At 39.3% G+C, this 26,145-nt stretch carries 23 protein-coding genes; 17 read left to right on the forward strand and 6 right to left on the reverse strand.

Features of this window, described 5'->3' with window-relative positions; all coding sequences use genetic code 11:
* Positions 1 to 53: 53 nt before the first annotated feature.
* From BMX40_RS05420 to BMX40_RS05450, 8 genes are all read left to right on the forward strand, one after another.
* Positions 54 to 917, forward strand: coding sequence for an aldose epimerase family protein (locus BMX40_RS05420; protein ID WP_090867623.1), 864 nt, complete (start codon positions 54 to 56; stop codon positions 915 to 917).
* A 322-nt stretch (positions 918 to 1,239) separates the two neighbouring features.
* Entirely contained in the window at positions 1,240 to 2,733 is a 1,494-nt protein-coding gene (locus tag BMX40_RS05425) for a BCCT family transporter (protein WP_090867625.1), read from the forward strand.
* A 109-nt stretch (positions 2,734 to 2,842) separates the two neighbouring features.
* Complete coding sequence (locus BMX40_RS20100) at positions 2,843 to 2,983, forward strand: hypothetical protein (RefSeq protein WP_170840669.1); 141 nt, start codon at positions 2,843 to 2,845, stop codon at positions 2,981 to 2,983.
* Positions 2,984 to 3,413: 430 nt separating this feature from the next.
* Positions 3,414 to 4,271: an LCP family protein gene (locus tag BMX40_RS05430; RefSeq protein ID WP_090867627.1), complete on the forward strand. Its 858-nt coding sequence runs from the start codon at positions 3,414 to 3,416 to the stop codon at positions 4,269 to 4,271.
* Between the two features lie 241 nt (positions 4,272 to 4,512).
* Positions 4,513 to 5,232, forward strand: coding sequence for a (Fe-S)-binding protein (locus tag BMX40_RS05435; RefSeq protein ID WP_090867629.1), 720 nt, complete (start codon positions 4,513 to 4,515; stop codon positions 5,230 to 5,232).
* Positions 5,233 to 5,249: 17 nt separating this feature from the next.
* Positions 5,250 to 6,677, forward strand: coding sequence for a LutB/LldF family L-lactate oxidation iron-sulfur protein (locus BMX40_RS05440; protein WP_090867631.1), 1,428 nt, complete (start codon positions 5,250 to 5,252; stop codon positions 6,675 to 6,677).
* The gene (locus BMX40_RS05445; RefSeq protein ID WP_090867633.1) at positions 6,674 to 7,372 is read left to right on the forward strand and encodes a LutC/YkgG family protein; all 699 of its coding nucleotides are present in this window, start codon (positions 6,674 to 6,676) and stop codon (positions 7,370 to 7,372) included. Before BMX40_RS05440 ends, BMX40_RS05445 begins: the two co-directional genes overlap by 4 nt.
* A 257-nt stretch (positions 7,373 to 7,629) precedes the next feature.
* The gene (locus BMX40_RS05450) at positions 7,630 to 8,205 is read left to right on the forward strand and encodes a transposase (RefSeq protein ID WP_090867635.1); all 576 of its coding nucleotides are present in this window, start codon (positions 7,630 to 7,632) and stop codon (positions 8,203 to 8,205) included.
* A gap of 64 nt (positions 8,206 to 8,269) precedes the next feature.
* On the opposite strand, the gene BMX40_RS05455 is transcribed toward BMX40_RS05450, so the two are convergent.
* Positions 8,270 to 9,394, reverse strand: coding sequence for an amidohydrolase (locus BMX40_RS05455; protein WP_090867637.1), 1,125 nt, complete (start codon positions 9,392 to 9,394; stop codon positions 8,270 to 8,272).
* Positions 9,395 to 9,647: 253 nt separating this feature from the next.
* Here BMX40_RS05455 and BMX40_RS05460 point away from each other — a divergent pair, with 253 nt between their 5' ends.
* Positions 9,648 to 11,438: a S9 family peptidase gene (locus BMX40_RS05460; RefSeq protein ID WP_090867639.1), complete on the forward strand. Its 1,791-nt coding sequence runs from the start codon at positions 9,648 to 9,650 to the stop codon at positions 11,436 to 11,438.
* Between the two features lie 128 nt (positions 11,439 to 11,566).
* Here BMX40_RS05460 and BMX40_RS05465 read toward each other — a convergent pair whose 3' ends face one another.
* The 3 genes from BMX40_RS05465 to BMX40_RS05475 form a co-directional block, all read right to left on the reverse strand.
* Entirely contained in the window at positions 11,567 to 12,487 is a 921-nt protein-coding gene (locus BMX40_RS05465) for a DMT family transporter (protein WP_090867641.1), read from the reverse strand.
* A gap of 169 nt (positions 12,488 to 12,656) precedes the next feature.
* Entirely contained in the window at positions 12,657 to 12,923 is a 267-nt protein-coding gene (locus BMX40_RS05470; protein ID WP_170840670.1) for a DUF3006 family protein, read from the reverse strand.
* A gap of 16 nt (positions 12,924 to 12,939) precedes the next feature.
* Positions 12,940 to 14,226 (reverse strand): MBL fold metallo-hydrolase, encoded by a 1,287-nt coding sequence (locus tag BMX40_RS05475; RefSeq protein ID WP_244513365.1) that lies wholly within the window; start codon positions 14,224 to 14,226, stop codon positions 12,940 to 12,942.
* Between the two features lie 289 nt (positions 14,227 to 14,515).
* Here BMX40_RS05475 and BMX40_RS20900 point away from each other — a divergent pair, with 289 nt between their 5' ends.
* Positions 14,516 to 14,944 carry a DUF3006 domain-containing protein gene (locus BMX40_RS20900; protein WP_090867647.1) on the forward strand — a complete coding sequence of 143 codons (429 nt, stop codon included), beginning with the start codon at positions 14,516 to 14,518 and terminating at the stop codon, positions 14,942 to 14,944.
* Here BMX40_RS20900 and BMX40_RS05485 read toward each other — a convergent pair.
* Positions 14,883 to 15,662, reverse strand: coding sequence for a Cof-type HAD-IIB family hydrolase (locus BMX40_RS05485; protein ID WP_090867650.1), 780 nt, complete (start codon positions 15,660 to 15,662; stop codon positions 14,883 to 14,885). The two genes, BMX40_RS20900 and BMX40_RS05485, sit on opposite strands and share 62 nt — an antisense overlap.
* A gap of 497 nt (positions 15,663 to 16,159) precedes the next feature.
* Here BMX40_RS05485 and BMX40_RS05490 point away from each other — a divergent pair, with 497 nt between their 5' ends.
* The 7 genes from BMX40_RS05490 to BMX40_RS05520 all read left to right on the forward strand — a co-directional run bounded on the left by BMX40_RS05490 (position 16,160) and on the right by BMX40_RS05520 (position 24,973).
* The gene (locus BMX40_RS05490) at positions 16,160 to 17,446 is read left to right on the forward strand and encodes an L-lactate MFS transporter (protein ID WP_090867652.1); all 1,287 of its coding nucleotides are present in this window, start codon (positions 16,160 to 16,162) and stop codon (positions 17,444 to 17,446) included.
* A gap of 136 nt (positions 17,447 to 17,582) precedes the next feature.
* Positions 17,583 to 19,934 carry an FdhF/YdeP family oxidoreductase gene (locus BMX40_RS05495; RefSeq protein ID WP_090867653.1) on the forward strand — a complete coding sequence of 784 codons (2,352 nt, stop codon included), beginning with the start codon at positions 17,583 to 17,585 and terminating at the stop codon, positions 19,932 to 19,934.
* A gap of 11 nt (positions 19,935 to 19,945) precedes the next feature.
* Positions 19,946 to 20,755: a formate dehydrogenase accessory sulfurtransferase FdhD gene (gene fdhD / locus BMX40_RS05500; protein ID WP_090867655.1), complete on the forward strand. Its 810-nt coding sequence runs from the start codon at positions 19,946 to 19,948 to the stop codon at positions 20,753 to 20,755.
* A gap of 78 nt (positions 20,756 to 20,833) precedes the next feature.
* A complete protein-coding gene (gene moaA, locus BMX40_RS05505; protein WP_090867657.1) occupies positions 20,834 to 21,844 on the forward strand; it encodes a GTP 3',8-cyclase MoaA in 1,011 nt (336 codons plus the stop codon).
* 122 nt (positions 21,845 to 21,966) lie between these two features.
* Entirely contained in the window at positions 21,967 to 22,890 is a 924-nt protein-coding gene (locus BMX40_RS05510; RefSeq protein ID WP_090867659.1) for a Gfo/Idh/MocA family protein, read from the forward strand.
* A 79-nt stretch (positions 22,891 to 22,969) separates the two neighbouring features.
* A complete protein-coding gene (locus BMX40_RS05515; RefSeq protein ID WP_090867661.1) occupies positions 22,970 to 23,953 on the forward strand; it encodes an aldo/keto reductase in 984 nt (327 codons plus the stop codon).
* An 18-nt stretch (positions 23,954 to 23,971) separates the two neighbouring features.
* A complete protein-coding gene (locus BMX40_RS05520) occupies positions 23,972 to 24,973 on the forward strand; it encodes a Gfo/Idh/MocA family protein (protein ID WP_090867663.1) in 1,002 nt (333 codons plus the stop codon).
* Positions 24,974 to 25,093: 120 nt separating this feature from the next.
* Here BMX40_RS05520 and BMX40_RS05525 read toward each other — a convergent pair whose 3' ends face one another.
* Positions 25,094 to 26,134 carry an aldose epimerase family protein gene (locus tag BMX40_RS05525; RefSeq protein ID WP_090867665.1) on the reverse strand — a complete coding sequence of 347 codons (1,041 nt, stop codon included), beginning with the start codon at positions 26,132 to 26,134 and terminating at the stop codon, positions 25,094 to 25,096.
* Between the last annotated feature and the right edge of the window lie 11 nt (positions 26,135 to 26,145).

Consider the following 26,145-nt stretch of genomic DNA (forward strand, 5'->3'; position numbering starts at 1 on the left):
CTCGTCGATTTGGTTGTCGAATTATTTTAGGTTAAATGATTGGAGATTTTGTCATGTATCAGATTGAAACGTTTGAAGAACATTCTTTTACGATGTACCAGCTAAGCAATGCAGATTCGAGTGCGTGGATAACGATCTGTCCGGAGCGTGGTGGAATAATTACTTCGTTTGGTGTAGAAGGAAAAGAACAGCTTTACTTAAATGAAGATACTTTTTATGATCGTAGTAAAAATATTCGTGGTGGAATGCCCATTCTGTTCCCTATATCCGGTCAACTGAAACAAGGGAAGTATGAGTGGGATGGGAAAACATATCAAATGCCTAATCATGGATTAGCAAGAATTCATCCTTGGGAAGTAGTTAACATGCATCATGATGATGATTATGCTTCTATAACTCTCCGTTTTGTAAGTAGTATTAGTACAAAAGCCATTTATCCATTTGACTTTAACGTACAGTTTACATATACAATCCGAAAAAACGATTTGTTAATTGAGCAAAGCTATCTAAATTTATCAGATGCTGCAATGCCTATATCAGCAGGGTTGCACCCGTATTTTAAAACAGATAATAAAAATATTGCCTTACAAACAGATGCTACGAAAATGTTGGATTATAATGATGATTCACTAAAAGAATTCTCTGGTGAAGTCAATATGGAAGATCGAAAAGAATCTGTCGTTTTAGTAGATGCAGAGGATCGAAAAGTTGAAATGGATATAGGTACTGGACAAGAAGTAGAAATGGAAACAGGATCAGAGTACAAATATACTGTCATCTGGACGGAAAAGAATAAAGAATTTATCTGTGTAGAACCTTGGATGGCAATGGCTGGAGCCTTTAATACCAAAGAAGAGCTGGTCATGATTAAACCTAAAGAAAACCTAACCACATTTGTCCGTTTCCGCATCAAATAATAGGTGCCAGGCACCTGCTGGGAATGTTGAATTAATGTAAGCTGTTCATATGCTGAGGATGTTATTTTATATCACCCTATGGCATTGACAGCTTTTTTATTTGTGGAAATTTAAGTGATTGTAACTTTGACAAAAAAATCGAGGGGTGCCAGGCACCGATCAGGCACCGATTAAGCTCCATTGCGAATAGATTCGAAAAGTAGGTTTGATATTTCTCTTGAAAGGGTATACACTATTAATTGGAGGTGAATGGTATGGGGTAAAGATCTTAAAATATTATTGTAAGAAAACTGAATAATAAAAAAACTCACTGGAGGTAAACATGAAGAAAGTTTCAAGTGTATTCTATATTACGATTGCATTAGTTATCGTAGCAGTAATAATTGGGGCAATGTTCCCTGAATTATCTGAGGAAGTAACCACCAATGTTAATGCATTCTTATCGACATCCTTTGGCTGGTATTACATGTGGGTAATGAGTTTTTTGATCATAATTTCCATTTTCATTATATTTAGCCCATACGGAAAGATCAAACTTGGTAAGAAAGAAGATAAACCTGATTTTTCTACTCCTTCATGGATAGCCATGCTATTCTCGGCAGGGTTAGGTATTGGGCTGGTATTCTACGGTTCAGCTGAACCACTATTCCACGCGTTTTATGATGCTCCTTTATCTGAAGTAGGTTCTGATCAAGCATTTAAAGAAGGACTTGCTGTCACGTATTTTCACTGGGGAATCCACGGTTGGGCAATGTATGGCATTGTCGCTCTCGTATTAGCATTTTTCCAATTTCGTAAAGATGAACCTGGATTGATTTCCGCAACATTAAAACCGCTTTTTGGTGATAAAATGTTAGGTCCGTGGGGAAAATTGATTGATGTACTAGCTGCCTTTGCAACGATTTTTGGAGTTGCTACATCGCTCGGTTTTGGTGCTGCGCAAATTAATGGAGGTCTTTCTCACTTATTTGGGATTGAAGTAAGTTTCACCTCACAATTTATCATTGTATTAATTGTAACGGTGTTGTTTTTAATTTCAGCTTGGTCTGGTATTAGTAAAGGAATAAAATATTTGTCAAATGCAAATATCGTAATAGCTGCTTTACTGTTTTTTGGAGTAGTTATTGTAGGACCAACCTTGCTTATTTTAAATATGTTTACGGAAACATTTGGCATGTACATGCAAAACATTATTCAATGGAGTTTTCGCACTGCCTCGCTGGAAGGAGATAACCGGGCATGGTTAGATGGTTGGACGATCTTCTATTGGGCTTGGTGGATTGCTTGGGCTCCGTTTGTAGGAATGTTTATTGCCCGCGTTTCTCGTGGACGTACAATTCGTCAGTTTATGATTGGAGTTATGCTTGTACCAACCTTTATTATAGGGATTTGGTTTGCCACATTTGGTACAACTGCAGGTTTCGTACAGACAAGTGGCATAGATTTAACTCAATATGCTACAGAAATGGTACTATTTAATATGTTTGATCAGTTACCATTGTCATTAATTCTGTCCATTCTAGCAATATTGTTGATCTTTTCGTTCTTTATTACATCAGCGGATTCGGCGACATTCGTACTAGGAATTCAATCAACGCATGGTTCTCTAAGCCCGCCAAACACAGTGAAAATCTTATGGGGGTTAGCACAATCTGCAGTTGCATTAGTACTACTATACGTAGGTGGACTAACTGCACTTCAGAATACCATTATAGCAGCCGCATTCCCATTCTCGTTCATCATGATTTTGATGGTGATATCACTATTAAAAGCACTTCGAAAAGAAATGAGAATCATTTCCGGTAGAACCAAGTAAAAAGTAGGTGCCAGGCACTGGTCGAATTTCGACCAGTGCCTGGCACCGATTCTAGTATTAAAGGTTTTAGCATAGAGATAAATAAAAGAGTTAAATGAGGGGGAAAAGAATGGATTCACTCGTTTTAATTATTCTTGCTCTTATATTATTAATCATAGGGCTGAAAGTCGCTAAAAAGATAATCAAGATTATTCTTTTTTTAGCTGTAATTGGAGTCGCTTTTTATTTACTACAAGATTTTCTGATGTAACATGATCTTGCATTGAGAATTTTAGTCTTATAGGAATATTCACTAAACATTTCCCGGGAAATATGTCGAATCAGAATACCTTTAAGAGAGACAATCATCATGGTTGTCTTTTTTTATGTGGCAGGCTGACAAAAACAAAAACGCGACGTGCTGTCGCTACTAGCGCTTCCTGTGCTTCGTAAGACCTTTAATTTAAACCGATGAAGTACAACCAAGGAGATTAAGTGGGGGAACACCCAAAAGTTACATGTCCAATTCGTTCATCTTACAAACATTGGGGGAAACCTTTACTAATTGAAGTTTCACTTTATGAGATTATGAGAAATTTGTGCTTCCAATTAACATCATTTTTAAAAAATGAATGAGCCTACAGTTGGTTACTAACCTCTTTTTTTGGAAATAATGTCTAGTAAAACAAGGAGGTTAGTAGATGACTAGGATGGAAAGACGTCGGAAGCGAGCCAAGCGAAAGGCATTAACAATTATTAGTCTATTATTTTTAGGTGTTATGTCATGGATGATGATATTTTCAAACACAAATAATACGACGCAATCAATTGATGCTGACTCCAAATCAGAAAAAGTCAGCGAGAAACTATTGCAGCAGACAGAGAAAATTAATCCTTTCGCTAGCCAAGAAACAGAAGAAAATAAAAATTACACAGATGAAGAAGAAGAAGAAAAGAAAACAAAAGTCCTTGTTCTTACGAATGATAATGTTTCAGATACAAACCAAGGGGTGGTTTTATCTCTAGGGGAAGAAACGAATCACGTAGAGTTGATGGAATTGTCAAATTTAGATCTAGGTGATGTCATGGATAGTGGAAATGAAACAAAAATAGATGCCATAATGAGTCATATTGAGAATAGTTTAGGAATAACTTTAGACCATTTTATCCAAATGGACACTAGTATCCTACCTGATATTGTTGATGCTTTAGGAGGGATTACCGTTACGAATCAGATTGAGTGGGTTGATGAAGGATTCTATCAAGAAGGATATCGATATGCAAAAGGCAAGCTGGAGCTTGATGGAGATAAAACAAGGGGATATTTATTTATGCAGGACCAAGATCCAAATGGAGAAATTGGACAGATGAACAGACAAATGCAAGTAACGGAAGCGATAATGGAGAAATTGACGAGTTCATTCTCAATTGGTACAGCAACGAATTTGTGGAGTGTAATGCATAATAACGTTGAAACAAGTTTAAACTTGCCGGAAATGATTGATATTTTAATGGCTTATGGGAAGATGGATAGTCTACCTGTGAGTGGAGAAGAATAAAATTATTTAAAGGGAGTAATATGGAATATTATTAGCTTAGGAGAGTAGGGAGTTTTATGTAAACCTACTCTTTTTTATTATTCATCTATCTTTTATTTATCCCGCATATAACTAGTTGTATGGCCCCACTAATTTCAGTTCACTTTTTCACATGAAATTTAGGACTAGATAAAATGTGAGTTCTGACCTACTATGAAATTATAAGTTTTTTATTAAGTACGAGTTAAAGAAGGTGTACGAAATGAAAGTTTCCTTATTCATAACGTGTTTATGTGATATTTTTTCCACAAATGTAGGAAAAGACACGGTTGAATTATTAGAACGAGTCGGATGTGAGGTTGATTTTCCAGAATTACAAACGTGTTGTGGGCAGCCTGCCTATAATAGTGGTTACTTAACCGAATCCAAGCAAGCGATGAAACAAATGATACGTGCGTTTAAGGATTCGGAATATGTCGTTGGCCCATCTGGATCTTGTGTAGGAATGCTAAAGGAATATCCAGAAATATTTACTGGTGATCCTAAGTGGGAAGAAGAAGCCAAGGCATTAGCAGCCAAATCTTTTGAAGTAACACAATTCCTTGTGGATGTGTTAGGGATGACTGATGTTGGATCCACATTTCGCGGGAAAGTGACGTATCATCCGTCCTGCCACATGACACGTATTTTGGGAGTCAAAGATGCTCCGAAAACGTTATTGCAACATGTGGATGGCGTGGAGTTAGTCGAATTACCAATTGGAGAGGATTGCTGTGGATTTGGGGGAACTTTTTCCGTGAAAAATGCAGCAATATCCGAACAGATGGTTCAGGAGAAATCCGAACATATTACGGAAACAGGCGCAGAATATTTAGTAGGTGGTGACATGGGCTGTTTACTAAATATCGGTGGCAGAATGGCTCGGGAAGGTAAAAACGTCCAGGTAATGCACATTGCGGAGATACTAAACTACCAAAAATAGAATGGAGGTAGAAGAAGATGAGTGTGAAGATCGGAAATGCTCCATTTCATAACCGTGTTCAAGACGGGATCGAAAATGATTTTATGCGAAAGGCAGTATCCTCTGCTCAAGGTCGTTTTCGAAGCGGTAGGAGGAATGCAGCAGAGGAACTGGGAGATTGGGAAGATTGGCGTACATTAGGAGAAGAAATTCGCAGTCATACATTAGAAAATATCGATTTTTACCTGGAAAAGTTGAGTGATGCGGTTTCTAATCGTGGAGGAAATGTATATTTTGCCCAAACAGCAGAAGAAGCCAACCAATATATTCAAGATATTGTGAAGAGAAAAGAAGCCAAAAAAATTGTAAAGTCCAAATCAATGGTTACCGAAGAAATAGGCTTAAATGCTGCGCTTGAAGAAGTTGGGGGAGAAGTAGTGGAGACGGATTTGGGAGAGTGGATTCTACAACTGGATGAAGATCCCCCGTCACATATTGTTACACCGGCTCTTCATAAAGATAAAGGACAGATACGTGAAACCTTTTCCAAGAAAAAAGGATATGAGAAAACAGATGATCCGGAAGAATTGGCTTTATTTGCCCGCGAACAATTAAGGGAAGATTTTTTATCAGCGGATGTTGGAATTACTGGTTGTAATTTTGCTGTAGCTGAATCCGGGGCAATTACGCTTGTAACGAATGAAGGAAATGCTCGGTTAGCAACAGCATTACCGGATACACAAATTTCCGTGATGGGAATGGAGCGACTTGTTCCGACTTGGGAAGACTTGGAAGTAATGGTTAGTTTATTGACTCGCGCTGCAGTTGGTCAAAAATTAACGAGCTATGTTACGTCATTAACCGGGACACGATTAGAGGGTGAAGTGGATGGACCAGAGGAATTTCACCTTGTCATATTAGATAATGGTCGGTCAAAAATTTTGGGAACAGAATTTCAGGCAGCTTTACACTGTATTCGTTGTGCAGCATGTATTAATGTTTGTCCTGTTTATCGTCATGTTGGTGGGCATGCATATGGCTCCATTTATCCAGGACCAATTGGAGCAGTTTTAACACCATTATTGGATGGGTATGATGATCATAAAGAGCTTCCTTATGCATCTTCATTATGTGCTGCCTGTACAGAAGCATGTCCGGTGAAAATTCCGTTACATGAGATGTTGATCCGTCATCGTCAAATTATCGTGGAACGAGAAAACAAAGCACCTAAAATGGAAAAATTAATGATGAAGGGGTATGCGAAGTGGGCATCAAGTCCTGCTGCATATAAATTAAGCACCAAAGTAGCTAAACCTGGTTTAAAACCTTGGACTGAAGAGGAGACGATTTCGAATGGCCCTGGTCCGCTGAAGGGATGGACGAACGCGAGAGATTTTCCTGCCCCTAGTAAGCAGTCTTTTCGTTCTTGGTATAAAAGTCGCAGGAAACGGGAGGAGTCCGAATGACGATTAAAAAGCGTGAACGTTTTTTGGAGAATCTCGCATCAAACCTTGGGCGTCCTCGTGTGCAGAAAGTTGAACGTCCGCAATATAGTGTTAGCCCACAACAGAATGTTTATCGCGGTTATTCAATGGATGATTTAATGGATGTGTTAGAAAAACAATGTAAAGCCATTCATACGGATTTCATAAACACAGATACTACTAATTTAGGAAAGATCCTACTAGACACAATTGAAGGGTATAATGGAAACGCCATTATTACAGCAAATGATCCGCGTTTTCAAAAATATGGAATTGAGGATTTGTTTGACAGTCTTCGTCAGGATGGAAAAGAAGTCCATGTTTGGAATTCAGAAAAAGGAAAAGATAATCAAGTTTTTGCAGAAAGCGCGGATGTTGGGATTACGTTTAGCGATATTACACTAGCTGAATCAGGTACAGTAACATTGTTTAATGATAAAAATAATGGGCGTTCCATTAGTTTGTTACCGAAAACGTACATTGCTTTAATCCCTAAAGAAACGATTGTTCCAAGGATGACTCAAGCCGCCCAAATTATTCAGAAGGCATATAAAGAAGGGCATGCGGTACCATCTTGTATTAGTTTTATTACAGGACCAAGTAATAGTGCAGACATCGAAATGAACTTAATAGTAGGAGTTCACGGACCAATAAAAGTAACGTATATCGCGTTTTGATGAATAGGTGCCAGGCACTTGTCGTATATCGACAGGTGCCTGGCACCTAAAATTGCACCTAAAATGGCACCTAAAAATAATTGAACGGCCTGAAAAATTAAGATATGAACCTACTTATTATAGTAAAAGCTCTATTTGGTTTTGGATTTAGGTAGATTGCTTTATCAATGGGCTTCAAAATCTATTTTTAGTGTTTGGACAAGTTTTTCCTATTTGCTTACTATGAAAATGAAGGAAAGAAGGGAGGGAAAAAATAAATGCCACGAAAGACACGTGTTTGGGTTCCAGATTACTATTATCATATTGGATGTCGTGGTAATCGGAAGGAGGATCTGTTTAAAGACGACCATGATTTTCAACTATTTCTCCAATTGCTTCAGAAAGTTAAAGCAAAAACATCCTTTGAGTTGGCTTCTTACTGCCTCATGTCAAACCACTATCATTTACTTCTACGTTCAAAAAAACATCCCATTTCTAAAGTTATGTTTCTACTCAATAAACAGTATGCTGATTACTATAACAAAAAGTACGAATTAACTGGCCATGTATTTGAAAAAAGATATTTTGATAAGTTAATTGGGGACAGGTATGGGCTACTTCGAATAAGTCAATACATCCATTTGAATCCAGTCGAAGCAGGTTTGGTGAAAGTTGGACAAAGTTATCCTTGGAGTAGTTACCGGGATTATTTGAATGCAGCTAACTCCCAACTACTAAATACAAAAGTGATATTGGATTGTTTTCCTGGAGGAGCGATGGAGAAAAGAGAAGGATACAAAAAATTTGTAGAAATGGAAGATCAGCGACTTGAAGTGGAAAGTGTATATGAATGAATGATGTTGGTGCTATGTTGGTGCCAGGCACTTATCGTATATCGACAAGTGCCTGGCACCTTTTTTATATTTCTTCCCCGTTAATGAAGATTCTTTCGGCTTTATTTCGTAGGTCAAATGGGTTTCCACTCCACACTACAAAGTCAGCGTCTTTTCCTTCTTCAATGGAACCAACACGATCAGCAACACCGATATGTTTTGCTGCATCTAAGGTTAATGCTTGAAGTGCTTGTTCTTCGGTAATTCCACCTTTAATGGCATGGACAGCACTTGTTACAAGATATTCAATACCAACGACAGGGTGATCTGTTGTAATGGAACAAGAAATTCCAGCATCAAGTAATGTTTTGATCGTTGTCCAACCTTTGTCTTTAAGTTCAACTTTGGAACGAGTAGACATTGTTGGCCCAACAGATACACGAACATCCTCGTGTTTGGCAATGTAATCTGCTATTTTATGTCCTTCTGTACAATGTTCTATTGTAAGGTCGATATCAAACTCACGCTTTATCCGTAGTACGGTTAAAATATCGTCAGCACGATGAGCGTGTACCCGTAATGTAATTTCTTTTTTGAGGACTTTTGCTAAATTTTCCATATCTAGTTTTCTTTCTTTTTTATCCCCATTTAAGTAGTTTTGTGCTTCAATCAACTTTTCACGAAGACGTGCAGCGACTCCCATGCGAGTTACAGGCATTTTACCTTTATCCCCATGAACTCGTTTGGGGTTTTCTCCAGTTGCAGCTTTCATACCGGAGGGTGATTTGATTACCATTTCATCAACAATATGACCGACTGTTTTGAGAACTACCATTTCCCCACCGATTACATTAGCACTTCCAGGCATGACTTGAACCGTTGTAATCCCTGACTTACGAGCATCCTCAAATCCTTGTTCCATTGGATTTATTCCATCAATTGCTCGTACTTGTGGTGTTTCGGGACTGCTTGTCTCATTGAAGTCACTACCTTCTTTCCCGACACCTTCTTCGGCAACGCCGAGGTGCGTATGTACATCAATTAATCCTGGTGTAACTACTTTTCCAGCTGCATCAACAACTTGATAGTCAGCAGGAATATTTTCCTCACTAGATATTGACGCAAACTTCCCATCTTTTACAAAGACTGTCTTCCCCTCTAACCTGTTTCCATTCCCATCCCAAACCGTAGCATTTGTAATAGCTAACATTATAAACCTCCTAATGAGGTGCCAGGCACTCATCGAACCTCGATGGGTGCCTGGCACCTTTGTTTTTGTGTCGATTGGTTGTTATTATATCACTGGGCTAAGTGCGGTGTCATTAAACTGGGGTTATAATTTTGGGAATTGGTGAAAACTAGTGGAATTTTCTAAAATAATTGATTTTGTTATGTATATCTTATATTCTTTTTATAATCATCCTTAATAGATAGATAGGGTGAATAATAGGAGGAGATTTCATATGACTAGTTTGACGGAGGAGCAAGAATTATTAGCGTATTTAAATGCCAATGGGGCATCTTCCCCTAAAGTTGTTCCAGGTAAAAACGAGGTAACATTTTTGTCAAAAGAAACAGGAATTCCACAAGTTTGGAAATGGAAGCAAGGGAACAAAATAACCCAATACAGTCATTTGAATGATCGGGTGATGTCTGTTCACCATTCACCTTCAGGAAAACAAACAATTATTGGAATGGATTCGAAAGGAAATGAAAAACAGCAGTTATTTTTACTGACAGAGGATGGAGCGAATGTCGAGGAGCTTGTTGTTTCAGAGGACCATTTCCATCGGTTTGGTGGTTGGTCACCCAGTGAGGAAAAGATAGCTTTTGCAAGTAATCGCCGTCATCCAGGCTATTTTGATGTCTATGTTTTCGATATGAACTCCAAGCAAGCAGAGGTCGTTTATGAGTTTGACGGTAGTTGCACACCAATTTGTTGGACAAAAGATGGAGAAGGTTTACTACTACGTTTAATTGAAACGAACATAGACCAATCGTTATATCTTTTTGATTTACATACGAAGCAGATGACAAAGTTGGGGGTTAGAGGAACCAACGGACGATACCCTGCAATTGAGTTGCTAAAAAACGGTGATGGTGGATATTTACTTACGGATGTTGGAAGAGACACATTAGGTCTATTTCAATTTTCCTTTCAATCGCCAACTGAATTGACCGAGGTACTTTCCGTTTCAAATTGGGATATCGAGGAAATTAAAATTTCACCTGATGAATCCAAATTATTGTTTACCGTCAATGAAGGAGGGGTTTCCAAGTTAGGAATTTATCAATTTGATAGTGAATCCTATGACGTTGTTGAGGATCTTCCATCGGGAGTGTTTGATTCCCTTTCATGGATCGATGAGGAAAATTTCATTGTTGGGGTGAAAAGCTCTGTCCTTCCGGGAGATGTTTGGAAGGTTCATTTGAATACAAAAGAAACGGAAAGACTAACCTATGTCGGTGACAGCAAGTCGGTTAGCCATTTATGGATGGAACCAGAATTATGTAGTTTTGCATCGTTTGATGGCCTGGAAGTACCTTATTTCTTATATGGTAAAAAAGAAAAATCTCAACCTGTCGTTATCTATGTGCACGGCGGACCAGAAAGTCAAATTCGATCGGTATTCAATCCGGTCATACAATACTTGGCAGCTAAAGGATTTGCTGTAGCAGCACCAAACGTACGTGGTAGCATGGGCTATGGTAGAAAATATGTACAATTGGATGACGTGCGCAAGCGGATGGATTCCGTAGCCGATTTAAAATGGCTCGTAGAAGATCTTGTTCAGACACACCACGTTGACCGAGAAAAAGTAGGAATTATGGGACGAAGCTATGGAGGATTTATGGTGCTAGCAGCAGTAACACATTACCCTGATCTTTGGGCTGCAGGGGTAGATATAGTTGGTATTTCTCATTTTAAATCGTTCTTAGAAAATACTGGCCCATGGCGCCGAAAATTGAGAGAAAGTGAATATGGCTCCTTAGAAAAGGACGTTGATTTCTTTGAGGAAATTGCGCCATTAAATCATACGGATAAAATTACCGCTCCATTACTAGTGTTCCATGGAAGAAATGATGTTCGGGTGCCCGTGAGTGAAGCAGAGCAACTAACCGCAGACTTAAAAGAGCAAGGAAAAGAAGTTGAACTAATCATTTTCGAAGATGAAGGACACCAAACCGAAAGAATCGAAAACCACATAACCATGAACAGCAAAATCGTAGAATTCTTTAAAAAGTGCTTATAAAGCGATGAAGAAGGGGTGCCAGGCACCGAAAAATCACGACTGAATGTAGGGCGTGCCTGGAAATACAGGAGGTGCCAGGCACCGCCAAAAACGGCACCAAATGGCAAAGCACCGACGTGGTCGGTGCTTTATGTTTTACGCCAGTTTAATTTACCGCCTCTAATTTTGATTTTTCGTTTTTTATGGTAAACCGTGATAAATGCGGAAGATATAACCATTACAATCCCAGCTATTTGCCAAGGTGTTAGCGAATCTCCAAACAGGATAACACCGATGAGAATAGCGATAATAGGCTCAACAGAACCTAGAATAGCAGCTTTACTCGACTCAATATAGGATAATCCAAATGTATACAGAATATAGGCTAAGATGGTTGAGATAATTGCAACCCCTGCAACATTTAGCCACACGTCCACTTGTTGGAGAATTGCTGCTTTTTCCCACAGTCTGCTAGTTGGAAAAATAAATAAGGAGCCTGTTAATAAGGTGTAGGTTGTAATTGTTAAGAAGTTATAGTACTTACTAACTGACTTTCCGATAATGCTATATAATCCACAGAAGAAAGCAGACAGCAATCCTAGTAGAATACTAGATAACGAGACAGTTGCATCACCAATAGGAAACAGCTTAATGACAAATGAGCAGCCGATTAAAGTCATGATTAAAGCCATTACTTTTTTACCAGTAATGACTTCATTAAAGAATAGTTTAGATAGAATGGACACAAATATTGGTGAAGTATACAGCAATACAACTGCAATAGACATAGAAGTTTGTTCCATAACGGTAAAATAAAGCCAGTTGAATAAGACGATACTCCCAACACCAAGTCCAAAGAAATGTGGAAGGTGCTTTATTTTAACTTTTAAATGTTTGGGTGAAAATATGCTGATAATAGGAATTAAAATTATCGTCGCACTGGTTAGGCGAATTGCAACTACTTCCCAAGGTGTAAAACCGAAGTGGTAAAGCGATTCAACAAATAACCCCGTTAGCCCCCAAAAACTTGCACCTAAAATAGTAACAAAATAAGCGATTGATTGTTTCATACTTTCACCTTCCTTCTCTTTATCTACAAAAGGATTCAGTATCACTCAATATCAATATTATATAACTACCCCAACTAAAATTCCCCTTCCATCATTATATGATAACAAAAAAAGCAGGTGCCAGGCACCGACAAAGTTCGACAAAACCCGATGGGTGCCTGGCACCTGATTATTTCTTTTTAAATTTGCTGCCGGTTTTTTTGGCTCGGAGTTTTGCCATGATGTCGCTCGTTTGTTGTTCTGCTTCTTGGGTTGCTTTTTCATTAATGGAGTGTATGGTGAGTTTTCCATCTTCTCCTTGTACCAGATTAAAATAGGTATGAACGTTACTGCCTTCTGGTAACTTTTCTTTGGCTATGATCAATTCTTCATTTAATTCCTCGATTAGAATTACAGCATGTTTATTATCCTCAATCCGATCTAGTACACCTAGCATGTATGCAAACCTCCTTTTAATTTTGGACGCAAGCAATTCCTTCTTCTTTAATGTCGGTAATTCGTGCTGGACCAATTCCATTTATGGAATTTAGATCATTTACGGATTGGAAAGGCCTTCTTTCTATTAATTCTTCTGCACGAGCAGGTCCTATATGCTTAATTCGTTGTAGTTCATCAATGGATGCGTTATTAATGTCAACACAACCAGATTTGTTTTCAGTTGAACTAGAATCTGATTTAGCGTCAGCACCATTATCTGTTGCAGTATCACTATTATCACTAGCTGTAGAATTTCCAGGACGAATTGTTCCATTTTTATTGGTCTTTACATGATAGTCTTTTCCATCCGTTTCCACAATAATCGTGCCATGAACATCTGTCCCATACAAATCAATTCCTTTCCCCTGGAAAAGAGAAATAACCTCAGCATGTGGGTGTCCATAGCTGTTGTCGATACCTGCACTATAAATGGCAACAGACGGAGAAACAGTTTCAATAAAAGTAGGGTCACTTGAGGTGTTTGATCCATGATGCCCAAGCTGCAAAATATCAGCATCTAGATTGACCCCAGCATTAACCATATATTTTTCTGCATCCGTATCCGCATCACCCGTAAATAAAAAGCTCACATCTCCATAAGTAAACCGTACGGATAGAGATTCTTCATTTGTTTGTCCGGAAATCGTTTCTGGATAAACAACCTCGATATCCATATTTCCCATCTCAAATGTTTCTCCCATTTGAGGCTCATGGTAATCTGCATCACTGTTTAATACTGCTTCCACGGCAGAACGGAATGTTTTTGAAGAGCTTTCATTACCAGACATCCACACTTCGCCGACGTCAAATGCTCGAACGACATTTTCTAATTGTCCCACATGATCCGCATCAGGGTGACTCACGATGACTAAATCAATTGTAGACACATTTTGTGAGGTTAGATAATTTACAACTTCATTTCCTCTCCAATCTCCTGTATCGTACAGAATATGAAAATCTTCAAATTGTAATAATGTCGCATCCGCTTGCCCAACATCTATATAATGTACATTTAAGTCAGCAAGTGTCTCGTTTGCTTTCTCGGTTGTTGCATTAGAAGAATTTGAATTGTTATCAGCGGTTTCTTCGGTAGCAGTTTCGTCCTCTTTTTCGTTTGAATTGCCTGATGAATCAGGTGATTTTTTTGTCTCTGTACCACTAGGAGTATTATCTAACTCCTGGTCAGACGAATCGTTAACTCCTTGGCCGCAAGCAACAAGGAATACTGCCATAATTAAGGACAGCCATATCTTCTTCTTCAAGTAAAATTCCCCCATTGATGTTTTTCTCGATTGTATTCCTTGATTAGCTTAACAAAACAGTAGGAGAAAATCTAGATGGGTTCTAATGGTAGTGAGGAAGTCGGTGCCTTTTGACAGAACAGCATAAAAGTTATGTTTCGTTAAGAAGATACACTAAGAAATGTAATATTTTCTTGGTAAAAAACCGATTTTTAACGAGTTTAGATTAGGTATTTTCTACTTCTAGCCATGTGCAAGAATTTATCATTACTGCCATAATCGAGGAGAAGAAAGAGGAGGTGATGACTAGGTGAAAACGATACTTTGGAAAAAAATACACATTATTGCGGTTATAATCGGATGTTGGAGCATACAGTCGTCAAATGATACTGCTGAGCAGCTGAAAAGTCCAGCTGAAGAAAACAACAACACCCCAACTAACAGCATATACACAATCCGAACAACAGCCGTACTAGATCGCATTGAGGATGGAACACATGCCGTAATTTTACTGGAAGACCTGAGAGAAGAAATCATTCTCCCCCTTAATCAACTGCCCCCACACATAAAAGAAAACACACCAATTACTATTTTGGTGCCAGGCACCGCCATCGCCACCGGCAAAGACAACGCCACCGACGATAATCGACGAAAAATGATAGGAGCCTGGCACCTATTTATAGGAGCCCGACTTTTTGGAGTCCGTTTTGGATGCCGTTGTCTTCAACGGTGGTCGTGATGTGCTGGGCAGCTGATTTGACAATCTCTTCAGCATTGCCCATTGCAACACTGTTTTTGATGGTAGAAAGCATTTCGATGTCGTTTAATCCGTCGCCAAATGCATATACGTTATCTTCTTTAAACCCTAACTTTTCCACTGCTTTGGATATACCTACTGCTTTGGATCCGCCTTTTGGGATAATATCCACCGAAAAACGATGCCAACGGATAAAGTCAAAATCAGTAAAGGCTTGCTCGTACTGTGTTTCTGATCCTTCTTCACAGAACAATAATGATTGATAAAGGTCGCGGCCTTTGTAATAATTCGGATCATGTGTAGGATAGTGATCAATCTGAAGGCTAGAGATACTCTCCTTAATATGATGATGTTCCTGAATATTGGCTCTCATATTTTCATGATCCATATAAACGATTGGATGATCATTTGCTAATGCTGCGTCAGCTAGCTTGATAATGGATTCTTTGTTTAATGGATTCGTGTAGGCAACTTCGCCGTTAACAACTACATATTGCCCGTTATAACTTACATATGTATCTATTTCTAACTCTTTTCGCAAATCCTCATACATAAAAGGGGCTCGTCCAGTTGCAATTGCAACCTTATGTCCAAGTGCTTTTAACTTAAAAATGGACTCCTTTGTTGATTGAGGAAGCTTTTTTTCATGATCCAGTAGCGTACCATCGATATCAAAAAAGATTACACTATTCTCTGCCATAATTTCATTCTCCTAAAGTTCAGTTTGACGTTCTCCGTGTTCATTTTATAGTATGAAAGGCCTTTCATGTCAATTGTTATTATTTAATGGTAAGCGTATCCCTTTAAACCTAAGAGCTAAAACAATTATGTTAACGGAAGGTCAACGACTATAAATGACTGATTAATTCATTCATTTCAGCAAAAACATGAATTCAACGGAGGGAAGCTTAGAATTCCCTATACTTTACACCTGTATTTATATTCCTTCTAAATTCCCATTTTTAAAATAAAAAATAAATAGTGGTTGTTTTGTATCCGGTTACATGCCAAAATTATTGATAATTTAAATTGTTACAAATAGTAAGTTTATTACTTTAGATAGTTAATTCTCATACAAAAACCTCTATGAAAAACTGCCAAATAAGATGAATAGCGATTCCCAATAGAAACGTCTCTCCAGATTCACAACCAGTGGAAAGACGTTGATATAATCATTTTTTTCAAGGGAGGATTTTTATGGAAAAGGTAAAAAATAGGTGGCTCATTGCAGCTTCGGCTGTTGGTATTCACCTGTCCATAGGGTCTGCATATGCATGGAGTGTATTTACGAACCCAATGGTAAATCAATATGGATGGGAACAAACACAAGTTTCCACAGCATTTAGTATTGCGATCTTCTTCTTAGGTTTTTCGGCAGCATTTTTAGGTAGGTTTGTAGAGAAAAGTGGGCCAAGGAAATCAGGTATGCTCGCAGTATTATTTTTCGGTGTAGGTGTAGCTGGTTCGGGGCTAGCGACAGCAACAGAATCACTGCTTTTATTGTATTTGTTTTACGGAATAATCGGCGGTATTGGTTTGGGGATCGGATATATTTCACCTGTATCTACTTTGGTGAAGTGGTTCCCAGATCGACGTGGGCTAGCAACAGGTCTTGCCATTATGGGATTCGGATTTGCTGCGATGATAAGTGGTCCAGCAGCAGCTTCTCTGATTGAATCCGCTGGAATTTCGAATACTTTTTATATCTTGGGTATCATTTATTTTGTTGTTATGACAGCATCTGCACAGTATTTGTCTCCGCCACCAGAGGGTTGGAAGCCAAAAGGATTTATAGAAAAGCAGGATGCAGAAGCCGCCAAAGGCAAAATTACTGAGGATTTATCTCAGTTGACAGCCAATGAAGCAATTAAAACACGCAGGTTTTGGATGCTTTGGTTTATGCTTTTCATCAATGTAACTTGTGGAATTGCTATTCTTGCAGTAGCCTCACCGATGGGACAGGAGATTGCTGGAATGACGGCAATTGCCGCTGCTGCTATGGTAGGTGTATTAGGGTTGTTTAACGGTGGGGGAAGATTAGGATGGGCTACCCTATCAGATTACATTGGGCGTCCTAATGTATATACTGCCTTTTTTATCATTCAGATCATTGCATTTTTTGCATTACCATATGCAACGAATCCATTGTTGTTCCAAATTCTCTTATTTGCCATTTTAACATGCTATGGTGGTGGGTTTGCTTCTGTACCAGCATATATAGGGGATTTGTTCGGAACCAAACAGCTCGGTGCCATTCACGGTTATATTTTAACGGCATGGGCAATGGCCGGTGTCGTAGGTCCAATTCTATTATCATTGATTTATGATTCGACGAATAGTTATAATATAACTATGCTTATCTTTGGTGTTTTATTTGTGATAGCGTTTGCCATATCCCTTTGGATTCGAGTTGATATTAATAGATTACGAGGGAAACAGAAAAATGCTACTCAAAAAGTTGGTGGAGTAGCAAAACAAGCATAATAAGGAAGAAGGGTCATTTTTCTATCGTGGATCAGATTGAATGCGCTTTCTGATTTTATTAAAGCACTCGAGGAAAACGAGTGCAAAATAGAACTTTGGCCCTTCTACCGTGAGTTAGATTTAGGAGGGGTAACTGTTGGGAGACACAAAGCATACTGGTCCAATTAAAATGTCAAAAAAGCCAGATCCAAGTCTTTGGGCGAGTAAAGTGCCATTTGGCTTGGGAAAAGTAAAACCTCATCATATACGGGATACAATGAAAGTCGTCTGGGAAAATAAGGATAATCTTCCTTATGCAACCCGTATTTTGACCCAGGGTGTTTGTGATGGTTGTGCACTTGGAGTATCCGGATTACAGGATCAAACATTAAAAGGGCCTCATGTTTGTACTACTCGATTGAATGTACTTCGTTTAAATACAATGTCTGCAATAAAAGAAGAAATTTTGCATCAGGATATCGATGAACTGCGTAAAATGAGCAGTACAGAATTACGAAAATTAGGGAGGATTCCTTATCCAATTATAAGGGAACCAGGGGAGAAGAAATTCCGTCGTTTGACATGGGATGATGCGCTAGATAAAATTTCCCAAAAAATGAAAGCGCTTGATCCGAAGCAATATGCTTTTTATACGACGTCCCGAGGTATTACGAACGAAGTATATTATACACTTGGTAAGGTAGCTCGCTATCTTGGAACCAACAATATTGATAATGCTTCTAGAATTTGTCATTCCCCATCCAAAACCGCATTAAGCCGTTCGGTTGGAGTTGGAGCTTCGACTTGTAATTATAAGGATTGGATAGGCACAGATGTGCTTGTATTCTGGGGATCTGTAGCGGCTAACAATCAACCTGTATCTACCAAATATATGTATGCAGCTAAACGAAAAGGAACCAAAATTATCATTATTAATCCATACCATGAACCATCGATGGACAATTACTGGGTACCGTCGATTCCAGAGTCAGCACTGTTTGGTACGAAAATTGCTGATGATGTATACCAGGTGAATATTGGTGGGGATATTGCGTTCATGCATGGGATTATGAAGCATTGGTTTGCAATGGAACAAGTAGAACCAGGTTCAGCAATTAATCATCAATTTGTTAAAGAACATGTGAACGGATATGAAACATTAAAGGAAAAGGCAGCTTCCTATAGCTGGGAGCAATTGGAGAAGTCTTCTGGATTATCAAAGGAAAGAATGACAGAGCTTGCTGAATTACTCGCAAAGTCGAATTCGGCTGTCTTTGTATGGTCCATGGGATTAACGCAACATCGGTTTGGAACGGATAATGTCTCGCAAATTGCCAATCTAGCATTACTGCGCGGATTTATTGGTAGAGAGCATTGTGGGCTAATGCCGATACGGGGGCACTCTGGTGTCCAAGGCTCTGGGGAGATGGGAGCAGATCCGTTTGTTCTACCAGGTGGTGGAATGGATGAGAAAAATAGAGAACGAATTGAAGATATTTGGGGATTTAAGATTCCAAAATGGCAAGGGGATATTGTCGGTGTCTCCCTCGAAAATGCTATTTTACCAGAGGAACATGAACGAAAACTGAAATTATACTATATGTCTGGCGGTAATTTCCTAGAAACGATGCCAAATCCTGATTTTGTCCAGCAATGTTTAGAGAATGTAGATATTCGTGTCCATCAAGATATTATTTTAAATACATCCACATTAGTCGACGCAAAAGAAGCGGTGATCGTTTTACCGGCCATGACAAGATATGAACAACCAGGTGGGGGGACATCCACGTCAACCGAGCGAATGGTTTATTTCTCCCCTGAAATTAAAGGTCCACGGATTGAAGAAGCAAGAGCGGAATGGGAAGTATATGTGGAGTTGGCAAAACGGATTAAGCCGGAAGGAAGTCACTTAATCGACTTTAACGACCCATTTGAAATTCGAGAAGAAATTGCTAAAGCGGCTCCTAATTATGATGGGATTCAACATTTGAAAGAACGTGGGGATGTATTCCAATGGGGTGGTGCTTGGTTATGTGAGGATGGTGTTTGTCCTACTCCAGATGGAAAAGGGAATTTAATTGCGATGGATATTCCAGAAGTGCGTAAACCAGAAGGGCATTTCTACGTAACGACTCGCAGGGGAAAGCAGTTTAACTCAATGATCTATGATGAAAAGGATCCATTTAATGATGCGGATCGTTATGATGTGTTAATGAATAAACAGGATGGTGAAGAACTAGGGATAAAAGAAGGAGAGCCTGTAGTTGTATTTAACCAGCACGGATCGTTCAATGGGCAGGCAAAATTTGTTCCGTTAAAGTCTGGAAATGTGGAGGTACATTGGCCAGAAGGAAATGTGCTCATTCCTAAAGGTGTTTATGAACACTTGGCCGGTATACCAGAATATAATACAGCAGTAATCATTGAAAAAGCAGAAACTTATTTTGCGCATAAAGATACGAAATACGTGGAAAAACGTATTGAGGAATTAGAAATGGAAACAAGTTAGAGGGTGACGGTATGAACAATACCATACAAGAAGGATGGGAAACGATCCGGTTTCATGGGGAATCCCCAGAGGTTGTTGATGAAGAGATTGCTACGGAATTTGCCTTAACTATTGTTGTAAATGGGGATGAATTCGCCACAATGGTTTGTTCCCCATCAGACTTGCAAGAGTTAGTCATGGGTTTCCTTACTGCAGAAGGTGTCATTCGATTTGTGGAAGAAGTAAAAGACATCGCGATTGATGAATCCATGGGTTTTGCTTATGTCGAGCTATATAAAGAGTTGGATGTTGTAGAAACGGATCATTCGAAACGGGTGATTGGATCATGCTGTGGGAAAAGTCGACAGTTTTATTTTAAGAGCGATGTGAAAACAGCGAAAACGATCACGAGTAAATTACAATTATCTGTGGAACAATGCTATGTTTTAATGGAAAAGCTGCAGAGGCAATCGGATCAATTTAAGCGAACGGGTGGAGTTCATAATGCGGCATTGGCGACGATCGATGATCTGCTAGCGATACGAACGGATATCGGAAGGCACAATGCACTGGATAAAATCTATGGTTATATTTTGCAAAAACGCGTTTCCTTAAAAGATAAGCTGATCGTATTTAGTGGTCGCATCTCTTCCGAAGTCTTGTTGAAAATCTCTAAAATAGGTACAGGGATCGTACTATCCAAATCTGCACCAACTGATATGGCTCTGAAACTAGCTACGGACTTAGGGATAACGGTGATCGGTTTTGCTCGCGGCGATAAGATGAATGTGTACACTCATTCCTATCGAATTCTAGAAGCCAATAAAGCAAATCCAGTCTAATTATCAATTTGTCCGCATATGCTAGGAGGAGAATGTCTGATAGAATAGTAGATAAGAAAATTAGCTAGGAGGGATCCCTTGGCAAGCATTACGGATAAGTTTGGTCGACCACTACGGGATCTGCGTATCTCCGTAACGGACCGCTGTAATTTTCGGTGTACATATTGTATGCCGAAAGAGATATTTGGAAAAGATTATCCATTTTTACCGAAGGATCAACTATTAAGCTTTGAGGAAATCGAGCGGATTGCACGAAGTTTTGTAGAACTTGGTGTCAAAAAAATTCGATTAACAGGTGGTGAGCCATTACTTCGCAGGAACTTGGTTGAACTCGTTCGAAGGCTAGCAGCAATTGAAGGGCTAGAGGATATTGGATTAACGACAAATGCTAGCTTGCTAGAAAAAATGGCTAAGGATTTAAAGCAAGCTGGTTTGCAACGGGTAAATGTTAGTTTAGATGCATTACATGACCATGTGTTTCAAGCCATTAACGATAGTGGTGTACCGACGAAAAAGGTATTAAGTGGAATAGAGAAAGCCAATGAAGTTGGATTAGAAGTCAAGGTAAACATGGTTGTGAAAAAAGGGATGAACGAAGATGAGGTTCTTCCCATGGCGACGTATTTTAAAGAGAAAGGAATTACGTTGCGTTTTATCGAGTTTATGGATGTCGGAAAAACAAATGGCTGGGATTTTCGTAAAGTCGTAACGAAAAAAGAAATCTTTGACCAGCTATTCTCGGAGTTTGACCTTGAACCAGTGGAAGCCGATTATATTGGGGAAGTGGCAAAGCGCTATTGCTATAAGGGGACAAATACGGAAGTGGGATTCATCACCTCCGTATCGGAATCGTTTTGCTCCACCTGTACAAGAGCGAGAATTGCAGCAGACGGTAAAGTATATACTTGTTTATTTGCTGGTGGTGGCTTTGATTTTCGTGAACTCCTACGTTCTTCGGCTTCAGATGAAAAAGTGAAAGCTACGATCCAATCCATTTGGAGCGAGCGAACCGATCGGTACTCCGATGAACGAACCGAAGAAACCGCCAAAAAGAAAAACAAAATCGAAATGTCCTACATCGGAGGATAATTATTATAGGTGCCAGGCACCTGCCTGGTTTTGTTGATGCCAGGTACTTGTCGAATGTTCGACAAGTACCTGGCACTTTTGTTTTAATAAGGTTAAAAGATTGAAGAGAAAGTGGGAATGAAATGGGTAAGCCGAAGATTGGAATAATTGGTCTTGGAAGGATTGCGCAAAAGGCATATCTTCCTATTCTTAGCCAAGAGACGGATTGGTCTCTCGTGGGGGCGTTCTCCCCGAATGCAGAGAAACGTAAACGTATTTGTAATCAATATCGGATGCAGGAATATAGTAACCTAGGAAACTTATTGCGTGATTGTCATGCTGTCTTTGTACATAGTTCAACGGAATCCCACTTTGAAGTCGTATCTCAGGCGTTACAGCAAGGTGTAGACGTATATGTAGATAAACCTCTAGCTGCAACATCTCCGGAAGCAGAAAAGTTGGTAGAGCAAAGTGTGAAACATGGTAGAAAGTTGATGGTAGGATTCAATCGACGTTTTGCTCCAATGTATGTAAAAGCCAAGAATCAGGTGAAAAACTTGGCAGTGGTTCGCTTTGATAAGCATCGTGCAAATAAGGTTGGCCCAAATACATATGAGTTCACGATGTTAGACGATTATTTGCATCTCGTTGATACGATGAGATGGTTAGCAGAAACAGATCTTCATTTAAAATACCAACATAAACAATTAGATATCAATAATTTTCTCGTCCATACGAATCATCTTTTTCAGTCTGAAAATGTATCTTTTCACTCGTCAATGCACCGGAAAGCTGGTACGAACCTGGAGCAGTTAGAGCTTGTAGGAGAAGGTGCTTTATATCGCGTGAAGAATATGAGTGTTTTAGAAAGAGAGGAAAATAATCAAGTAACTACCGAAATACCTGCTTCGTGGGATCCTGTATTAAAACAACGTGGATTTGAAGGGGCAATCCGTCACTTTATCCATTGTCTCGAACAAGACCAACAACCGAGCATAGATGGGGAAGAAGGATTGAAATCGCAACAGTTAGTCGAGCAACTTATTCAAGAGGCCCAAGTAAAATAATTGTAACCAAGTTGAAAGAGGATTAATCTAAATGTAAGTAACGTTCATGGTTCACAAAAAAAGGGTAGGAGTGATTGCAATGAAGTACAATCGTTTAGGGAAAACGGATTTAAACATAAGCGAGTTAAGCTTTGGGACATGGGCAATTGGTGGTGCATGGGGGAAGACCAACGATACGGAAGCATTAAAAGGACTTCAATATGCGATGGACCAGGGTGTGAACTTCTTTGATACTGCAGATGTCTATGGTGATGGTCATAGTGAGGAATTATTAGCAAAAGCGACTAAGGGGAAGGAGAAGGACATTCATATCGCAACAAAATTTTGTCGTGCGGGAGATATTCATGATCCAGAAACCTATTCCATGGAAAGTGTGCAAACATACTGTGAAAATAGCTTAAGAAGATTGCAACGAGATCAGATCGATCTATACCAAATTCACTGTCCGCCACTTGAAATTTTAAAGAACGGTCAAGTATTCGATGCATTGGACAAATTAAAGGAACAAGGGAAAATTCGTTATTATGGTGTAAGTGTTGAGACGGTAGAAGAGGGGTTATACGTACTGGAGCATAGTAAGGCCAGTTCCCTACAAGTAATCTTTAATATCTTCCGTCAAAAGCCTTTGGAGCAGCTCTTTCCGAAAGCTCAAGAAAAAGAAGTAGGTATATTAGCTCGTGTTCCACTTGCGAGTGGCTTGTTAACTGGTAAGTTTCAAAAGAATGTACAATTCGAAGCGGACGATCACCGTAATTTTAATCGAGATGGCCAAGCGTTTAATGTTGGTGAAACCTTTGCTGGCTTGGAGTTTTCCAAAGGAGTGGAATTAAGTAATCAACTCGAATGGATTGCAACAGGAAGAAGCAATATGACGCGGGCAGCGTTGAAATGGATCATGGAGCAGGAAGCGGTTACGAGCGTGATTCCAGGCTTTAAAACAGTAAAGCAAGTCGAAGATAATCTTCAATCCATACATGTAAAAGACTATACTACGGAAGAATTGGATCGTTTAAGGGCATTCTATCGTGAAGAAGTCCAGCATCATATCCGTGGTGCCTATTAAGAAGAGGGAGGAAAAAGAATGAAAAACGTTCGTTGGGGAGTTTTAAGTACAGCAGGAATTGCGCAGAAAGCATTACTACCAGCTTTTGCTCGAGCAGATCATGCAAAGGTTGTTGCCATTGCAAGTGGGAGTAGCTTGGAAAAAGCCCAAGCTGTTGCTGAAAAATTTCAAATTGAAAAAGTATATGATAGCTATGAAAAATTATTAGACGACCCAAACATCGATGCGGTTTATATCCCGTTACCAAACCATTTACATAAGCAGTGGGTCATCGAGGCTGCTAAGAAAGGGAAGCATATTTTATGTGAAAAACCGGCCGCCCTCACGGAGAGGGACGTACATGAAATGAAGCAAGTCTGTGAAGAAAATGACGTTCGTTTCATGGAGGCTTTTATGTATCATTTCCATCCGCAGCATAATCGAGTGAAAGAGATTATTACAACAGGAGAAATTGGTAAAATTAAGTATATGCGGGCTGGATTTACCTTCTTTTTAGGGGAAAAGGATGGGAATATTCGTATGAGTAGTCAAAAAGGTGGGGGAAGCATCTACGATATTGGTAGTTATGCCATTCACTCCATTCGCAATATACTTGGTCAGGAACCGACATCTGTTTATGTGGATGCTGTGGTTGATTCAACTTATCACGTTGAAACAGACGCAGTTGGGTATTTAACCTTTGAAAATGGGATGCGAGCTACCTTTGATTCTAGCTTTAACCTATATAACCGAACAGAATATGAAGTGTTTGGAACAAAAGGAACGATAAAAGTTCCACGAGCATACCGACCAGATAAACAAGGTGGGGAAGGTGTCATTATCGTGGAAAAATCAGGCGTTACACGAACAGAAAGTCTGGTGGCAGACCAATACCGTGAGCAAGTCGAGCACATTTCGAACGCCATTTTATCTGGGGAGCGTCAATTAAATCATGATCTCGAAAATACGATTGGAAACATGCGTGTAATTGATGCCTGCTATCAATCCATTCAGACTGGTGAGAAAGTAACCATCCAGTAAGGAACTGTACAAACAAGCTGTTACATCTCCTCACGTGACGCACGGGAGCATTTCTAGTGGATTTATGAAAAAAGACGGAAAGGGGATTCATGCGCGAAGCCCCTTTCCGCTATTGCATCACTATTCGGTAAATCCAAAAGAGAAAACAGTGTGCTTTTGGTAGGGTTGATTTGCTTCTAAAATAATACTAGGAAAACCGTCATGATGAAGGGATGCTGGTGGGCCTTGTGTTTCAAAACATACCCCTAAGTAATTCCTCGATAGACCTTCTGTTAGCTCTACGCTTTCTGGTAATGTGTTTGCTGTGTACATAACCATACCAGGTTGGTTTGTCGTAATACACATCAAACGACCACTTGTTTTTTCCCGAACAATTACATCATTTTTAGTCGTGTTATTAAATAAAAAGTAATGATCGTATCCGTTCCCTACTACCCTATTTTGTTGGTGATCCGAATCGATTCCGCTAGCAAGTTTGCGTTCCGTTCGGAAGTCAAAAGGGGTATTTTCTACATGTACTTTCTCTCCAGTAGGTATTAACTGCTCATCTAACTCCACCACATGATCACTATCTATTTCTACTAGATGATCATGAATCGTATCCTTAAAATCACCACTTAAATTAAAGTAAGAATGATTTGTTAAAGTTAAGGCCGTTTGTTGATCACTAACCGCATCGTAGTTTATCTTGAATTGATTATCATTTGTTAATGTATACGTAACCGTAACTTCTACATTTCCAGGATAACCACCTTCACCATCTGGGCTACGATGTGTGAGCTTTACCCCAACAGAATTAGTCGTTTGAAATGGTTCGGCATTCCAAGTGACACGGTGAAACCCCGTTGAAGCCCCATGCAGATGATGTACTCCTTCATTTGCTTCCAGTGAATAGTTACTTTTGTCAATTGTAAAGGTAGAATTAGGGATTCTTCCAGCAACCCGACCGATAATCGTACCAAAAAAATAAGGGTTGGATTCATAATCTAGAATATTTTTGTATCCCAATACGATATTTTCCAATTTCCCATGCTTATCCGGAACGACCAATCTAGTAATGGTTCCTCCATAGTTTAATATACTTACTTGCATATGCTGGTCATTCGTTAATGTGAATAGCTTCCACTTGCCGTTCGGTGTCTTTTCCGTTCGAATATACATAATCTCACCTC

The organism is Oceanobacillus limi, from assembly GCF_900111445.1.
Taxonomy (GTDB): domain Bacteria; phylum Bacillota; class Bacilli; order Bacillales; family Amphibacillaceae; genus Ornithinibacillus; species Ornithinibacillus limi.

Coding starts and splice junctions, on each gene's coding strand:
- BMX40_RS05435 (WP_090867629.1), top strand. CDS start 4,513: ATGAAAGTTTCCTTATTCATAACGTGTTTATGTGATATTTTTTCCACA.
- BMX40_RS05520 (WP_090867663.1), top strand. CDS start 23,972: ATGAAAAACGTTCGTTGGGGAGTTTTAAGTACAGCAGGAATTGCGCAG.
- BMX40_RS05485 (WP_090867650.1), bottom strand. CDS start 15,662: ATGGCAGAGAATAGTGTAATCTTTTTTGATATCGATGGTACGCTACTG.
- BMX40_RS05465 (WP_090867641.1), bottom strand. CDS start 12,487: ATGAAACAATCAATCGCTTATTTTGTTACTATTTTAGGTGCAAGTTTT.
- BMX40_RS05490 (WP_090867652.1), top strand. CDS start 16,160: ATGGAAAAGGTAAAAAATAGGTGGCTCATTGCAGCTTCGGCTGTTGGT.
- BMX40_RS05445 (WP_090867633.1), top strand. CDS start 6,674: ATGACGATTAAAAAGCGTGAACGTTTTTTGGAGAATCTCGCATCAAAC.
- BMX40_RS05455 (WP_090867637.1), bottom strand. CDS start 9,394: ATGTTAGCTATTACAAATGCTACGGTTTGGGATGGGAATGGAAACAGG.
- BMX40_RS05510 (WP_090867659.1), top strand. CDS start 21,967: ATGGGTAAGCCGAAGATTGGAATAATTGGTCTTGGAAGGATTGCGCAA.
- BMX40_RS05450 (WP_090867635.1), top strand. CDS start 7,630: ATGCCACGAAAGACACGTGTTTGGGTTCCAGATTACTATTATCATATT.
- BMX40_RS05430 (WP_090867627.1), top strand. CDS start 3,414: ATGACTAGGATGGAAAGACGTCGGAAGCGAGCCAAGCGAAAGGCATTA.
- BMX40_RS05470 (WP_170840670.1), bottom strand. CDS start 12,923: ATGCTAGGTGTACTAGATCGGATTGAGGATAATAAACATGCTGTAATT.
- BMX40_RS05440 (WP_090867631.1), top strand. CDS start 5,250: ATGAGTGTGAAGATCGGAAATGCTCCATTTCATAACCGTGTTCAAGAC.
- BMX40_RS05515 (WP_090867661.1), top strand. CDS start 22,970: ATGAAGTACAATCGTTTAGGGAAAACGGATTTAAACATAAGCGAGTTA.
- BMX40_RS05460 (WP_090867639.1), top strand. CDS start 9,648: ATGACTAGTTTGACGGAGGAGCAAGAATTATTAGCGTATTTAAATGCC.
- BMX40_RS05425 (WP_090867625.1), top strand. CDS start 1,240: ATGAAGAAAGTTTCAAGTGTATTCTATATTACGATTGCATTAGTTATC.
- BMX40_RS20100 (WP_170840669.1), top strand. CDS start 2,843: ATGGATTCACTCGTTTTAATTATTCTTGCTCTTATATTATTAATCATA.
- BMX40_RS05525 (WP_090867665.1), bottom strand. CDS start 26,134: ATGTATATTCGAACGGAAAAGACACCGAACGGCAAGTGGAAGCTATTC.
- BMX40_RS05420 (WP_090867623.1), top strand. CDS start 54: ATGTATCAGATTGAAACGTTTGAAGAACATTCTTTTACGATGTACCAG.
- fdhD (WP_090867655.1), top strand. CDS start 19,946: ATGAACAATACCATACAAGAAGGATGGGAAACGATCCGGTTTCATGGG.